Here is a 15,597-nt window from a genome sequence, read left to right on the forward strand (position 1 = left end):
GGATTATATATGAAACTAGTCATCATCGGTTCAGTCGCTGCAGGGACATCGGTTGCGGCGAAAGCGCGTCGGAACAACGAAGACGCACAAATCACGATTTACGATCGAGATTACGATATCTCGTACTCTGGTTGTGGGATTCCTTACTACGTTGGCGGAGAAGTCGAGTCACGTGACGATTTGACACCGCGCGATGCGGCCTTCTTCAAGAAGCGCTACAACATCGACGTCATGACACGCCATAACGTCACAGCTGTCGACAAAGACGCGAAGACGGTGACGGTTGAAAACTTAGAGACGGGTGTCACGTTCACGGACGCCTATGACGTCCTTGTCCTCGCGACGGGTGCGTCAAGCATCATCCCACCGATTCCAGGGGTGAAGTCGGATAATGTCTTCCCGATTCGAAACATCCAACATGCGGAGGCGACACGCTCCTTCGTCGATTCGACAGACCCGAAACACGCGACAATCATCGGGGCCGGCTTCATCGGTCTAGAGATGGCAGAACAGTTGAAGCTTCGCGGTGTGGACGTGACCATCATCGAACGTGTACAACAAGTGATGCCGCCACTTGACAAGGACATGGCGTGTCGCGTCGAGGAGCACCTCGAGAAGAATGGAATCGAGCTCATGCTCGGGGAGACCGTGACTGAACTCGTTGGCGACGGACATGTCGAACGGGTCGTCACGGAGAGTGGGAAGACGATTGAGACCGACCTCGTCATCTTGTCGGTCGGAGTCCGTCCGAACGTCGAGCTCGCCATGCAGATGGGAGTCACACTAGGTGAAACGGGTGCGATTGCCGTCAATGAGCGGATGGAAACGAACATCCCAGGCGTCTATGCGGCAGGAGACGTCGCGGAGAGCTTCTCGATCGTAACAGGCAAACCGATTTGGCGTCCGCTTGGTTCGACAGCGAACAAGATGGGGCGGACCGCTGGGGACGTCATCACGGGCGGTCATCTCGAGCATCGCGGTATTCTCGGCACGGGCATCTTCAAAGTGTTCGGACTTGCCGTCGCACAAACGGGGCTGGCCGAAAAAGAAGCACGCGAACTCGGATACGATATCGAGGTGCTTCATAATACGAAGCCGGATAAGCCTGCTTACATGGGTGGGAAAGATATGACGATCAAAGCGATCGCGGACCGTACGACACGTCAACTGCTCGGCGTCCAAATCGTCGGATTTGAAGGAGTCGACAAACGAATCGACGTCTTCGTCACGGCCATCACGCTCAAGGCGAAAGTCGACGACTTGTTCCATCTCGACCTCGCCTACGCACCGCCGTTCTCGACGACGAAAGATCCGGTCATGTACACAGGGATGGTGCTGTCGAACAGTATCGACAAGGCGGCGCGACTCATCACACCGGCCGAGCTTCAAATGCGAATCGATGCCGGGGAAGACATGCAAATCATCGATACGCGGAAAGCTTCACAGTTCGAGAAGGCGTGTGTCGATTGTGCGGTCAACGTCCCACTCGGCAACCTCCGGGAAGCGGCGAAAGACATGGACAAGGACAAACCGACCGTCGTCTACTGTAACGGTGGGGTGACGGGGAACGCGGCCCAGAACGTGCTTCGTAACCTCGGATTCACCGACGTGTACAACTTGTCAGGTGGAAATAAGAACTATCAGTTGTTCAAAAAATACGGGAACTGAGCAAGACGACGTCCATTGCGGGCGTCGTTTTTTGATATGCTGGACGTGAGGTGAAGCGGATGGATTATAAGATGTTACATGAGAAGTTTGAGCGACGGAAGCAGTGGCTCATTTTTGACAAAGAAGAAGTCGTCCGTCGTGTCATGGTGCGCTACAAGGCAAGAATTATCCCGAAGACGGACATCATGGACTTGGTGAACGACGATCAACTGTCGTATGAACATATCTTTTGTTGCTTAACGATTGATGACCCAAGAATGCTCGATAAAGTCTTCACGGCGAAAGAGAGAAAAGACCATCAGTGGGAGATTGATGACAATGCGAGGCGTGGGATGGTATATAAGCACAAAGATGAGGCACATCGACTTTACAATCAGTTGATTATCGATGAACAGGAAGGTCGCCGACTCGACATCGTCTTCGAGAGCAAGGATGGGAAGTATGTGACCGGTTTTTTGACAAGAGACATGTCAGAGCAAGTCGCCTCTTATATTTTTGCACATGTCGGAGGCGCCAAGTTCACAGGTCTAGTCCCACGTTCCCTCTTACCAGCGGACTTAACAGATGAAGAAATCAAGATGAGCTATCTTCACTACTTGGAGTCGCTCGAAGAATGGAATAAACTTTGACGGATTCTGTGATGATGAGTGGGATCCGTCTTTTTAGTTCATATTTCTTAGACAGGTTGTAAAGAAAATAATGCCAATTGACCCTTTTCTAAAATAACGTTGCTTCACTCAAGGAAACCGTTTACAATTTTTGTGTAAGCGTTTTCTTAAAATAGTGCTACAAGGAGGGACCCTCATGGTCAAAAAGCAGTGGAAACCCGTATGGGCAGTTGTGCTAACGTTTGCACTAATTCTGTCAATGTTTCCGATGCCGACGTCCGCTTTAGACAAAGGGAAGTCGACACTTGTCGTCGTCCATTATCAAGAGGCGCCGGATAACGAAAAGGATTGGAACTTATGGCTTTGGGCGAATGGCCCAGATTACTTCCCGAACAAAGGCTTCACATTCAACGGGGAGGATGCATTCGGAAAGGTGGCGGCTTACGAATTTCCGGTCGACTCACCTGAAAAAATCGGTCTCATCGTCCGCACGGACAACTGGGACAAAGATAAGGGGTCTGAAAATGACCGCTTCATCACGAGCGACATGATTCAAGATGGCGTCGCCGAAGTGTGGATCAAGTCGGGCGACCCGACTATCTATACGTCAAACCCGGACGGGGAGACGGCTTCGACGGAAATCGATATGAAAGTTCATTATTTCCGTTACGACAATACATACACGGACTGGGGTCTTTGGGCTTGGCCAGACGGTGGGGACGGACAGAGCATCGCATTCGATGGGGCTGATGATTTCGGTGCCGTCGCGAACGTGAAACTCGCCAACCCAGAATCGAAGAGACTCATGGGCTTGATCACGAAAAAAGGAGAATGGACGGAGAAGGATGGGGAAGACCGATTCGTTCTCGGGTCTGCAAAAGAGATTTGGCTCGTTGAAGGAGATTCGACAATCTACTATTCAGAGCCTCAAATCGATCGTTCTCCGAAGCTTGTCTCGTTCTCGGCGGACACGTTCCGTCAAGCGACACTCACAACGAACCGTGTCATCACGGATGCGTTCATCGATGAATTGAGCGTGGACGGGGCAACGGTGGAATCGATTGAAAAGGCTAGCGACAAGTCGGTGACGATTCAATTCAAGTCAGACATCGACTTAGCGAAAGTCATCAAAGCTTCGCACCCGGAGTTTGGAGAACAGACGCTCCAAGCCGGCAAAGTTCTTCGTTCGAAAGAATTCGATGCGAAATATGCATATGACGGTAAACTCGGTGTCACGTACCAAAAGTCGAAAACGAAATTTGTTCTCTGGGCTCCGACGGCTCAACAAGTCGAGCTCGAACTATGGAACATGCCGACGAACCGACCAACAAATGATAAAGATTTGAAGAAAGTGATTCAAATGAAACGCGGTGAACGCGGCACGTGGGTGGCAGAAGTGCGGGGTGACCTAGACGGCATCGGCTATACGTACCAAGTGACCCATGCGACAGGGAAGGTCCGTGCAGTCGATCCGTATGCGACGGCTGTCGGCGTGAACGGTGACCAAGGTGTCATCGTCGATTTGAAAGAGACAGATCCAAAACGTTGGAATTCAATGAAACCGAAGTTGAAACAATCGACGGATGCAATCATCTATGAGACGCATGTCCGTGATTTCTCGATCTTCGATGTGAAGACGGACAAATACGACTCAGGCATCCAAAACAAAGGCAAGTACCTCGGTGTCATCGAACCAGGAACACGTCTTCTCGTTGACGGAAAGAAAACAGCAACGAAGACTGGACTTGACCATGTCAAAGACCTCGGCGTGACACACGTTCAGTTCATTCCGGTCTATGACTTCAACACGGCCTCCGTCGATGAGACGAATCCGATGGCGACGTACAACTGGGGATACGATCCGAAAAACTACAATGCACCAGAAGGGTCGTATTCAACAAATCCTTACGATGCGAAAGTACGTATCATGGAAATGAAACAAATGATTCAAGGGTTACATGACAACAATTTACGTGCCGTCATGGACGTCGTATACAACCACATGTTCGATGCGCAGGCGTCGAACTTGCACAAAATTGTACCGGGTTACTACTACCGTTACACAGAAGGTGGCGACTTCGCCAACGGTACAGGTGTCGGAAACGATACGGCATCTGAACGGGCGATGATGCAAAAACTGATCGTCGACTCTGTCGTCTATTGGGCAAAAGAGTATCATTGGGACGGATTCCGTTTCGACTTGATGGGAATCCATGATGTCGACACGATGAACAAAGTTCGTTCGGAGTTGAATCGAGTCGACAAGTCGATTCTCGTCTTCGGAGAAGGATGGGACCTCGGTACGCCGCTCGATGCTGAATTAAAAGCAAATCAAAAAAATGCCTACGACATGCCGGGCATCGCCCACTTCAATGACAACATCCGCGACGGCTTGAAAGGAAGCGTCTTCTACGATGAGGACAAAGGCTTCATCAACGGAAAAGAAGGTATGGAAAATCGAGTGAAGACGGGAATCGTCGGTGAGATCGCATATAGCGACACGATTAAAGGATTCACAAAAGAACCGACGCAAGCGATCACATACGTCGAAGCTCATGACAACCATACGTTGTGGGATAAATTGACGTTGACGAACCCGATCGCGTCTGAAGTGAATAAAACGAAAATGCATCGTCTCGCCTCGAGCATTCTCTTGACGAGCCAAGGAACGACATTCCTTCACGCAGGACAAGAGTTCATGCGTACGAAGGAAGGCGACCACAACTCGTACAAATCACCGGACTCGATCAACCAGCTCGATTGGAAACGAGCAGCCGACCGGAAGGCGGACGTCCAATACATGAAAGGCTTGATTGAGATGCGTAAAGCCAACCCAGGTCTTCGGATGACAAAAGCGAGCGATGTGAAACGATTCTTGACGTTCCACAAAGCGGAAGCGAACGTCATCACGTACACGATTGACGAAGATGCACCGGGTCAAAAGAACGACTTGTTCATCACGCATAACGCCAACCCGACGAATGTCCAAGTCAGCCTTCCAAAAGGGAACTGGAACGTGATTGTCGATGGCGACCGTGCCGGAACGAAGACAATCAAGCGCGCGACTGGAAAAGTAAGCGTGCCTGCATACAAGACGTTCGTCCTCGAACGGAACTAATCATTGACCCCACTTTGAAAAACAAGTGGGGTTTTCTAATGGCACAATGATGAAGAATTGGTAATTATTGCTTTATCAACTAGTCATTTTGTGTGAACAAGAGAATTTCCATTTGAAACTTCCATCTCTTTCGAAAGGAGAGATTGTATGGCGATTTTCAAAAATGGATTCATCGCGTCAATGGTGACGTCACGGATAGTGAGCGGAGACGAAGAAGTCACCGACTATATCGAACTCGTTCAACAGCAGAGGGGTTCTAAGTACCCGACGTGTCGCGTGTGAGAATAGATAGTTGAAACAGGGGTCTCCTTTTCTCTAAGATGGAGAAAGAGAGAATCGAGTGAGGAGATCTTAGATATGAATCTGTATGAACAAGCGAGCGACTGGATGCGGCAATGGCGTGACGACCCGTCCGAACGCCTCCGACAAATCAAAGATGAAATTGAGCGCACGGGCACTTATTCGTTGACGACGGAAGAGTTGTGTGAGGGTGCCAAGGTGGCGTGGCGGAATTCGAATCGTTGCATCGGCCGCTTGTTTTGGCAGACACTCCATGTGATTGACGCACGGGACGCCGATACGTTTGAGGCTGTCTACACCCATCTTGTCGACCACCTTCGGTTCGCCACGAACGGTGGAAAAATCCGTTCGACGATGACGGTTCTTCCGAACGAGTTCAAACTATTGAACACACAATTGATTCGGTACGCGGGATATGAGACACCTGACGGAATCATCGGAGACCCGATGTCCGTCACGATGACGAAGCGCGCGAACGAACTCGGATGGGTCGGAGCCGGCACGCCGTTCGATATCCTCCCGCTCATGATCACGGACGGGCGAGACGTCCGCTTGTTTGAGTTGCCGAGTGAGGCCGTGCTTGAGGTGGACATTCGGCACGAGGATGTGGACTTGTTTGACGGACGGACCATCAAATGGCACGCAGTCCCAGCGATTGCGGATATGGAACTAGAGATCGGAGGTCTACGGTTTACCTCGGTCCCGTTTAACGGCTGGTATATGGAGACGGAAATCGGGGCAAGGAATTTGGCCGATACGGACCGTTATGATTTGTTGCCGCTCGTCGGACGGTCACTCGGGCTCGATACGACGAAAGAGCGGTCGCTTTGGCGCGACCGGGCACTCGTCGAATTGAACATCTCCGTCCTGCAATCGTTCGAGCGGGAAGGTGTGACCATTGTCGACCACCATACGGCTGCAAAACAGTTCAAGCGGTTCGAAAAAAACGAACGGGACGCGGGGCGTGACGTCACCGGGCAATGGAGTTGGCTCATCCCGCCGCTCTCTCCTGCGACGACGCACGTTTTTCACGAGCATTACGACAATCAGATCAAGACACCGAACTTGTTCGCAAGGAGTGGTTGTCCGTTCTCAGGGTTTCGTCAGCCGGTAAAAGAGGAATTGAAAGGCTAGAACCGAGAGAAAGGATGATTGCTGTGGCAGTCCCGCTTTGGAAACGAGCCGTCGCGGGTCAAATCGACCAACTCGTCTTTCAGACACCGGCGAAATTGATTGAAAAGGCCGTCCGTCAAAAGATTTGGCCAGACAAGGAAGTGAAACGGTATTACTTGCCGACCGTCGTGACGATGGCAGGTGAAGTGTACTGTATGTTGTATCAAAAAGGTCAGACATTGGGTGACCGCGTCGTTGGCATTCGAGTCGTGAGTGCGGACGGACGCCCGCTTTCACTAGAGCAAGTCGTCAAACGGACACTCTATAAAGATGTCGTCTATCCGGCGACGCTCGGGATTCCGCTCATCCGTGCACTCCAACAGATGAAGTCGAATAAAGACCTCGAGTTGCCGCATGATGAGTTCGCCCATACAAAATTGATCTCGACCAAATGAAGAGGAGCAGGGCGACCGTGTGTCGCTCTGTTTTTTCGTCCCGTTCGGTCGAGTAGGAATAGCGGCGGGAAATAAGGTATAATGGGATTGGACAAAAATGAACGACTATTGGAGGCTTTTTAGTTATGACAAAAATCGCATGGATTACCGACAGTATGGCCAACTTCTCTCAAGAAGAGGCAGCAAGTCTCGGTGTCGATATCGTTCCGATTCAATTGATCGTGGACGGGAACGGCTATAGTGAAACCAAACTCTCTCTCGAAGACCTACATCGGTATATGATTGACCAAAAGAAAGAAGCGAAGACGTCACAACCGATCTTCGGAGATTTCATCGCCCGCTACGAACGCTTGAAAGAAGAGGGATATGATTGTGCCATCGCCGTCCATTGCTCGAATGGATTGAGCAGTACGGCGAAAAATTCGAAAGCAGCTGCCGAAGCGGCTGACTTTACCGTGTATACCATCGACTCGCATGCCGCACTCGAGGCGCAACAAGAACTCGTCCGAATCGGGAAGGCCGCTGAAGCCGAAGGTAAGTCAGTGGAGGAAATCGTCGCCCTTCTCGAAGCATGGCGCGATAAGAAGAACTTCTTCATGATCATCGGAAACATGGAGACGATGCGCCGAGGCGGTCGCGTTTCTTCCGGTGAGATGTTCCTTGCGAACATCTTGAACATCAAGCCGATCATCACCCTCGATGAGACGGGGAAAGTCATCCCGTTCAAAAAGGCCCGTTCATTGAAGAAGGCTTATGCGGAGATGGTCGGTGAACTCGAACGTCGTCATGCGGAAAACGGTGTGAAGGACAATCGGGTGTTCGTTCAGACGGCTCTCGCACCGAATATGCAAGATGACCTCGTCGCACTCATCGAGTCGAAACTACCAGGTCTCGAAGTCGTACGGACTCGATTCTGTCCTTCGATTGCGGTACATGCCGGATTCGAGACGGTCGGTGTCTTGTGGCTCGACGCTTAATCAAGTAGGAGGAATGTAAGATGGAAGCAATGACAACCTTGACTGGATTGAATGAACGGATTGCGAGCACGGAACTGCTGCTCGTCTACGTGTCACATCCGGGATGCAGTGTCTGTCATGCGCTGAAACCTCAAATCGAAGAGATGCTCCATCAGTTTCCGGAAATTGAGGCGGTCGCGGTGGATTCGGACGAGGTGCCGGAAGTCGCAGGCGCCTTCTCCATCTTCACCGTTCCGGTCGTCCTCTTTTTCATCAACGGGAAAGAAATGCTCCGTCGGGCACGATTCGTGCCAATCGGCGAACTGACGCATCAACTCGAGCGCATGCAAGAAATGAGACGAGCGTGAACAGGAGGCTGGAACATAACTAGCCGATTTTAAAGATTTGTGATAAAAACAGGGGACCGGTCACCGATTTTTGGTGGCAGGACCCCTCTTTTTAGTCCGAAATGCGTGCGCGAACCCATAAAAATGACAAGAGGCCTCCGTGAGCGACTTGTTCGCTCACGGAGGCCTCTTTCTTATGAATCTACTGGGTTATGTCCAGCCTCTTTCTTATTCTGCTACTTGTGGGACGAGATAAATCAAGCCAAACGGGTTATGCAATAAGTTGTCGATGGTCGTCCGCTCGTCTTCTCCCATCTCGACCCTGAAGGCACGCCCGTCCGCGAAGGCGAAATGGTCGCCGTCGCCGAACATCGCGCCACCGGAGATGAGGTGGAAGTTGAACGAATGAATCACGTGAATGGCATCTTCAATGTCGAGTGTCATCGGTACGGCCACGTCTGCATGACCGAACGCTTTCATTCCCCATGACATATAGGCGTTCTCTTCTTCTGTGATAGCCGTGAGAAGCGAATAGTCGAGTGCGAGGTCTTCTTCTTTTGATTCTTGCCACTCGTCTTTCGAGTAAGAGACACCAGCTGACTCGACCATGACGCCAACTCCACCTGCGTTTAAGACGGCGTTTGCGGCACGACGTGCAGCGGCGACGTCTGTCAAATCGTTGACGTCGACAATCAAGTAGACGACATGCGTATGACGAGCGATTCCTTTCGCGACTTTCGGGGTGAACCCGCCAGAACTCGCGTGAATCATCGCCTCGGCGAGGGCTGGGTCACGTTCGACGACTTCTACGGTGAACGCCTTCCCTGTCTCATCTTCGAGCAACAACAGACCGGCCATCGTGTAGCCTTCACTATGTAAACTGATTTGTTCGCTGACGCCTTCTGCGGAAGACCAGTTTCCGGGAATGGCGAGCATGACTTGTGTACGATTCATGTGTATCATCCTTTTCTGCAAAAGTCAGGTCTCTCCTCAGGAGAGACCTGGTCTATCTCTTATTATGCCCTATTTTGGCATGAATTATTCTTGATATGTCTTCAATACTTCCTGAAGCGGGATTTGATCGATTTTCCGGCGACTGATGAACGTACTCATAAAGAAGAGGAGAACGACAGCGCCAAGCGTATAGACGATATAGACCCATTCGAATTCAAGTGGGAGCACGAGTCCATAATCTTCTGCAAAGACGACGATGATGACCCGAAGCGTCAACAGGGCGATGGGGATGCTCAAGAGGGCAGAGATGAGCGCATAGATGAAGTAGCTGTTCAAAATCATGGAGCGGACTTCCCGTTTCTCATATCCCATCACTTTCAACAAGGAGATGACGTAATAGTTCTTCTCGACCGTCAGCGCCGTCAAGACGAACAGGATGCTGAAAGCGATGAGGGACGCCCCGCCAATCAAGACGTTCATCATGAAATTCATATATTGATTGATCGATTCGGACTGATCGATCAACCCTTGACGTGACAGGATGGTCAGATAGTCGGATTCGCTCGGACGCTCCGTCGCGTAGATGCCGTTGAACAGGTCATCCGTCGCCCCGTCCGTGAGTAGTTCACTTAACGTCGTCCGGGGCAAGTAGGCGAAATCCCCGGAGAATTCATCGGCAATCCCGATGATGGGATAGGTCAACGTGTCCCCGTCGAGTGCGACATCGATGTCTTGACCCACATCGAGGCCGAGTTTTAGCGCGAGTGAGGAGGAGACGACAAGGCCGTCAGGTTCAACTGTCAACACATCCCCATCTTCGTTTTGGAGTGGGAACAAGGTGTTGTCGAAGTCTAGTCCCTTCAAGGTGATCAGGTTATCTTCGACAAAGGCAAACGGATAGGTGAGGAACGGTTCTTGTCCCGCTTCTAAAACCGGTGTCCCGTCTGTATACGCCTCGTATTCATACACCGCTTCGTTCAATCCGCCAACGGTCATACGGTCGACGGCGCCGTTCATCATGAGAGCGAAAACGATGAGAATCGTCGAGAAGAGGATCCCGAGAAAGAAGATGAGAAAACTCCCCGTGCTCTTGACGGCATACAAATATTTGAACTTCGTCTTGCCACTCGCCCGTCTCAACAGGCGACTGACAAGTCGACTGAGTCGATTCAATGAGACATTGTCCCGTGGTGACAAGAGGGCAAGGGCGCTCTCTCCCATAATTTTATAGATGACGGCTCCCGCGACGAGCGCAAAGAAGAGGAGCGGGGCGAACACGGCTGTCACGAACTCAAGTGGACTTTGGGCGATGGTGATGGACGGTAAGAGATAGAAGTCGAGATAGAGTTCTTTCAACGGGTTCGCGAAATAAAGCCCCAGGAAATAACCGATGATGAGCATAAAGAATGCGAAAACCAAGATGAGCACCAAGTAAGGCGATGCGATTTGCCGACGACTATAACCAATCGCCTTCAACAGTCCGATTTGTCCTCGTTCCGCCCCGAGCATATTCGAGATCAGGATGGCGACGATGATGACAGCGATGGAGACGATAAAGAGACTGAGTCCGAGCGCCATCGCCTTGCCGGATGAAATCTCGCTGTAGATGGCGCCGCTTCGAATGATGTTCTCCGTCTCCATGACCGAGACGACGAACGGGAGCTCGAGGTCGGTCTTAATCGGTTGATCGGTCACCCCGGACAGTCGAAACGACTCTTGCCCGACGAATGTTTCGAACGATTCATCCGTCATCAGGAGGAGGGTCTGTGAACCTGGGTCCAAGTTGAAGAAGTTATCATCGAACAGGGGGAGCGTGTAGTCCGGAAAGAGGACAAATCCACTCACCGTGAACGGTTTACCGATGTCGATTGTGTCTCCGATGTCGATGCCGTTCTCTTCTGCATATTTTTTGTTCAAAGCGATTTCGTCATTCGCGCTCGGTCGATCACCGGCTTCGAGGTAGGAGCGGTTGATCGTGTCTGATTCTTTGACGATCATTCCCCGATGCTCGGTGTCATCGAACGTGTAGGTGATGGCTTTCAAGTCACGGAGTTCAATCGTGGCATCCGGCATCTCCTGTTCGACGGCGGCGATTCGCGATGCGATCAGACGATTGAAGACTTCCGCATCGGCTTGTTTGATGTCAGCCAATGTGAACGCTCCTGTCTCCGCGAGCGTGGCGACAGCGGGGTCGCGTAACTCTTCTTCCGTCACCCGATTGAGCATGTCAATCGCAAAGTCTTCTTGGTTCGATTCTTCCAGATACTCTTCGGTCGGGACCTCGATTCCACTGATGCCATAGAACATCATCGTGTACGTGAGTGAACTCATGACGATGATGATGGCGATGGCGAGGAGTTGCATCCACTTCCGATTTAATGTCTTCCAGACGTTTTTATACAGCATGTCGCCACCCCCTTATCCCCAATGGATGTCACGTGCCGCGACCCGGGTCTCATGATGGGTCACCTCCACGATTCGACCGGAGTTCATCTTGATGACATCGTCCGCCATCTCACTGATTCCATTATTGTGTGTGATGACGACAACCGTTTTTTGATACGTCTCGTTCAATTGTTCCAATAGTTCGAGTACTTTTTTCGAATTTTCTTCGTCAAGCGATCCCGTCGGTTCGTCACAAAAGACAATGGCCGGATTTTTGGCGAGGCTGCGGGCGACGGAGACCCGTTGTTGCTCGCCACCCGATAGTTGATAGGGGTATTTGTCACGTGCCGCTGTGAGCCCTACTTGTTCGAGCAATTCATCAATCGGCAGCGGATCTTTCGTCAAGTCGGATCCGATTTGGACGTTCTCATAGACGGTCAAGTTTTGGAGAAGATTGTACTGTTGAAAGATGAAGCCGAGATGGTCGCGTCGAAATGACGTCATCTGTTCGGGGGACAGGTTGGTCAGCACGGTGTCGCCGAACGTGATTTTACCCGAGGTTACCGTGTCGAGTCCGCTGATGACGTTGAGCAGTGTACTCTTCCCGCTCCCGCTTGGACCTAGGATCACGACGAACGCGCCATCCCGGATGGTGAGGTCGATGTCTTTCAAGGCGGCCGTTTCCACGTCGCCTGTCTTATAGATTTTGCTGACGTTCCGTAGTTCGATCATGCCACACACGCCTCCTTTATTTGTTATCTAAGGTATACCCTTTTCGAGAAGTGATTGGACGAGCTACACATAGGATGTTTTGAAAAAATAGTGAAACCGCTTCACCTGTGATAAAATAATATAACCAGGTACTAAAAACTTTTTTAGGGGAGAACTCTTTATGAAGATTGCTTACATCACGGACAGTACGATTGTCCTTCCAGATGCATTAGCGCAACATCCTGACATCCACATTGTCCCGCTCTATGTCGTCAAAGGGGACCAGCCGTATAAAGATGGAATCGAAGTTGACGCGAAAACGGTTTACGAGTGGATTGACGCGGGAGAGCGCGTCTCGACGAGTCAGCCCGCGATCGGGGATTTCGTCACACTCTATGAAAAATTGAAAGAAGAGTACGATATGGGCATCGCGATTCACCTATCGTCTGACCTTAGTGGGACGTATTCGGCGTCCGTTCAAGGGGCTGAGATTGCGGAGTTCAAGTTGCTCGCCTTCGATTCACGGGCAGGTATCTATACGATGGGACTCATGTTCGAGGAGTTGATTGAACGCGTCGAAAGAGGCGATGCGCTTGAAGACGTGGAAGCCTACATGAAGAAGCGCGTCGAGGACGTCCGCATCGAATTGACGCTTCAAAATTTGACGCAGATGCAAAAAGGCGGTCGCATCTCCAAATCGAAAGCGCTCATCGGGAACATGCTTCAGTTGAAACCGGTACTCCGATTCGAAGACGGGTTGATTGTCCCGTATCAAACGGTCCGCACGTATAAGAAGGCGCAGGCTCATTTATTCGAAGTGTTGCGTGCGGCAATCGAGTCCGGTGAATGTCAGGACGTCTCGATTTTCCACGGAAATGTCCCTGAGTTTGCTGAGGAGTGGAAACAACAACTTGGTGACACGATTCCGATCAGAGTTGATACACTCGCACCACTTCTTGGGGCGCATACGGGATCCGGGTCAATTGGAATTTCTTATTTGAAAGCGAAATAATGATTAAGGGCGGTCCTCCTACGAGGATCGCCCTTTTACGTATTCTTTTGTTTCCTCAAATAGAGAAGTGTGATAGTGAGCGAATAGATGATCAAAAACGTGATCATAAATATAGAAAAGTCCATGGTTAGCCCCCTTTATCCAAGTTGTTGCCGACATCTAGAAAAGCAAAACATCAAATTGGGAATCATTTCAATATTTCATTGTCTCAACTTTCAAACAATTGCTGGAATGTTTTTGCATTACGGGTCATACTAGAAAAAATGAACGAGAAAAGGGGGGAAGGTGATGCAATTTCGGAAGTACCTAGTTCGGAGCTGGCTCGCGTGGGTGCTCGTCTTCACGGGAGTGACGTATTTGACCTTCCAAAACCTTGAGGCGTTCGACTGGTCGTTGTTTTGGTTCATCTATACGCTAGGGGCTTTGTTCGTCATGAATCCTTTAAAGCGCAGGCATCTTCACTTCACGTTCCATGAGATGTTTGTCTTTATCACGTTCTTCCTATACGGACTCGCACCCGCCCTGTTGATGGGGCAACTGCTCCTCTTCACGTTTCAGGCGCGAGCCTTCAATCGTCGTGTCGGGCGACGACGGTTCCTTCATTTCTATCCGCTCAACACGGTGATTGAATGTTTGCTCGTTCTGTTGCCAGGGCTCGCCTATATCGCACTCGGTGGACAAATCGGAGAGCCCGTTCATTTGATGCAACAGGGCGTGGCGATGTTGGCGTTTTTAGGCACCTTGTTCCTCGTCTTGACGATGAGTTTTGCTTTATCCTACTTCATGGTTGGAGAACGGATCCCGTTCCCGATTATGTGGCGACTGATTCGCTTTGACTGGCTTGTCGTATCACTCGAACTACTGTTCGCGATGATTGCCATCGAGTCGTATCTCATCTTCGGTTATGTCGGGCTCATCGTCACGTTCTTCGTACTATCTGTCCTAAAGATGACGATGTCGAAAGCGACGGAGACGGAAGAAACCAAATCGAGAGTCGACCAAGTCGAACGCTTGAAAGAACAGCTGTACCGAGTGGACAGCGAGCAACTGTTGATTGAGAAGTTTTGGAACGGTCTACGTGATATCGTCGAAGTGGAACGTGGATGGTTGCAGGTCAATCGAAAAGGGGAGCGGACGTTTTATGATATGACCGGTCGCGTCATCCCGAGTGTGCCGGATGCCTTCACGATTGAACGGTATCATGATGAGGACGAACCGTGTTTCGTCTATGACTCGCTCCATGAATGGCATCCCGAATTGCAGCAACAGCAACAAGAACTACACCATTCGGCGCTCGTCATCCAACCCGTTTGGGGAGCGGAGACGGCGGTCAGCTGCATGGTATCGACGACGGCAAACGGGGCATACGAAACTCCGATTGCGGTTGAAGTGAACCGTCTCCTCAAGACGTTATCTTGGTCAATCGAACGCATCGATGAACGCAAACGTTTGCAACATGAGAGCTTGACGGATCCGTTGACGGGATTGCATAATCAGCGAGCGCTACGCCGTTGGACGAAAGAACGTTTGAACGATGTGGCGTCCTATCCACTCTCTGTCTTCTTGATCGATTTGGACCACTTCAAGTCGATCAACGACACGTACGGACATGCGTTCGGTGACGAGGTGTTGATTGAAGCAGGTCAACTCTTTACTCGCAATGTTCGAGCGACGGACTTGGTGACGCGCTATGGAGGGGAGGAGTTCGTGTTCGTCTTCCCGAGAATGGATGAGGCGGCCGCCCATCTGATCGGTGAAAAGATACGAGACGCCTTGAAGCGCCATGATTTTGGAACGGAAGGGACGCGTATCACGGTGACAGCGAGTATCGGGATTGAAACGATTTATGAATATGAAGACCTCGATACGGTCTTGCGACATGCGGACCGAGCCATGTACGTCGGGGCGAAATTCAACGGGCGAGATCGAGTCGCCCACTATCATGATCTATCGACTGAAGTCAGATGAAA

Annotated in this window: 13 protein-coding genes; 10 read left to right on the top strand and 3 right to left on the bottom strand. The window is 50.8% G+C overall.

The features are described 5' to 3' along the window. Positions 1–9: 9 nt before the first annotated feature. The 8 genes from KNO61_RS10580 to KNO61_RS10610 all read left to right on the top strand — a co-directional run bounded on the left by KNO61_RS10580 (position 10) and on the right by KNO61_RS10610 (position 8,586). Complete coding sequence (locus KNO61_RS10580) at positions 10–1,668, top strand: FAD-dependent oxidoreductase (protein WP_214683713.1); 1,659 nt, start codon at positions 10–12, stop codon at positions 1,666–1,668. A gap of 59 nt (positions 1,669–1,727) precedes the next feature. Further along, positions 1,728–2,297, top strand: coding sequence for a hypothetical protein (locus KNO61_RS10585; RefSeq protein WP_214683715.1), 570 nt, complete (start codon positions 1,728–1,730; stop codon positions 2,295–2,297). Positions 2,298–2,472: 175 nt separating this feature from the next. Further along, entirely contained in the window at positions 2,473–5,394 is a 2,922-nt protein-coding gene (gene pulA, locus KNO61_RS10590) for a type I pullulanase (RefSeq protein WP_214873220.1), read from the top strand. Positions 5,395–5,541: 147 nt separating this feature from the next. Continuing rightward, complete coding sequence (locus tag KNO61_RS17390) at positions 5,542–5,676, top strand: hypothetical protein (protein WP_256439554.1); 135 nt, start codon at positions 5,542–5,544, stop codon at positions 5,674–5,676. Positions 5,677–5,751: 75 nt separating this feature from the next. Continuing rightward, positions 5,752–6,828 carry a nitric oxide synthase oxygenase gene (locus KNO61_RS10595; protein ID WP_214873222.1) on the top strand — a complete coding sequence of 359 codons (1,077 nt, stop codon included), beginning with the start codon at positions 5,752–5,754 and terminating at the stop codon, positions 6,826–6,828. 14 nt (positions 6,829–6,842) lie between these two features. Continuing rightward, positions 6,843–7,262 (top strand): RDD family protein, encoded by a 420-nt coding sequence (locus KNO61_RS10600; RefSeq protein WP_214683721.1) that lies wholly within the window; start codon positions 6,843–6,845, stop codon positions 7,260–7,262. Positions 7,263–7,387: 125 nt separating this feature from the next. Then, positions 7,388–8,239, top strand: a complete 852-nt coding sequence (locus KNO61_RS10605; RefSeq protein WP_214683722.1) for a DegV family protein — start codon at positions 7,388–7,390, stop codon at positions 8,237–8,239. Between the two features lie 20 nt (positions 8,240–8,259). Continuing rightward, complete coding sequence (locus KNO61_RS10610) at positions 8,260–8,586, top strand: thioredoxin family protein (protein ID WP_214873224.1); 327 nt, start codon at positions 8,260–8,262, stop codon at positions 8,584–8,586. A 207-nt stretch (positions 8,587–8,793) separates the two neighbouring features. Here the strand turns inward: KNO61_RS10610 and KNO61_RS10615 are convergent, their stop codons facing one another. The 3 genes from KNO61_RS10615 to KNO61_RS10625 all read right to left on the bottom strand — a co-directional run bounded on the left by KNO61_RS10615 (position 8,794) and on the right by KNO61_RS10625 (position 12,636). Continuing rightward, positions 8,794–9,519 carry a DUF4261 domain-containing protein gene (locus KNO61_RS10615; RefSeq protein WP_214873226.1) on the bottom strand — a complete coding sequence of 242 codons (726 nt, stop codon included), beginning with the start codon at positions 9,517–9,519 and terminating at the stop codon, positions 8,794–8,796. Positions 9,520–9,603: 84 nt separating this feature from the next. Then, the gene (locus KNO61_RS10620) at positions 9,604–11,925 is read right to left on the bottom strand and encodes an ABC transporter permease (protein ID WP_214687310.1); all 2,322 of its coding nucleotides are present in this window, start codon (positions 11,923–11,925) and stop codon (positions 9,604–9,606) included. A gap of 12 nt (positions 11,926–11,937) precedes the next feature. Then, complete coding sequence (locus tag KNO61_RS10625; RefSeq protein WP_214873228.1) at positions 11,938–12,636, bottom strand: ABC transporter ATP-binding protein; 699 nt, start codon at positions 12,634–12,636, stop codon at positions 11,938–11,940. A gap of 160 nt (positions 12,637–12,796) precedes the next feature. Here KNO61_RS10625 and KNO61_RS10630 point away from each other — a divergent pair, with 160 nt between their 5' ends. Continuing rightward, positions 12,797–13,627, top strand: a complete 831-nt coding sequence (locus tag KNO61_RS10630) for a DegV family protein (protein ID WP_214873230.1) — start codon at positions 12,797–12,799, stop codon at positions 13,625–13,627. Between the two features lie 288 nt (positions 13,628–13,915). After that, a complete protein-coding gene (locus KNO61_RS10635; protein ID WP_214873232.1) occupies positions 13,916–15,595 on the top strand; it encodes a sensor domain-containing diguanylate cyclase in 1,680 nt (559 codons plus the stop codon). The last annotated feature ends 2 nt before the right edge of the window (positions 15,596–15,597 follow it).

The sequence above is a fragment of the Exiguobacterium sp. s140 genome (assembly GCF_018617035.1).
Lineage (GTDB): Bacteria > Bacillota > Bacilli > Exiguobacteriales > Exiguobacteriaceae > Exiguobacterium > Exiguobacterium profundum.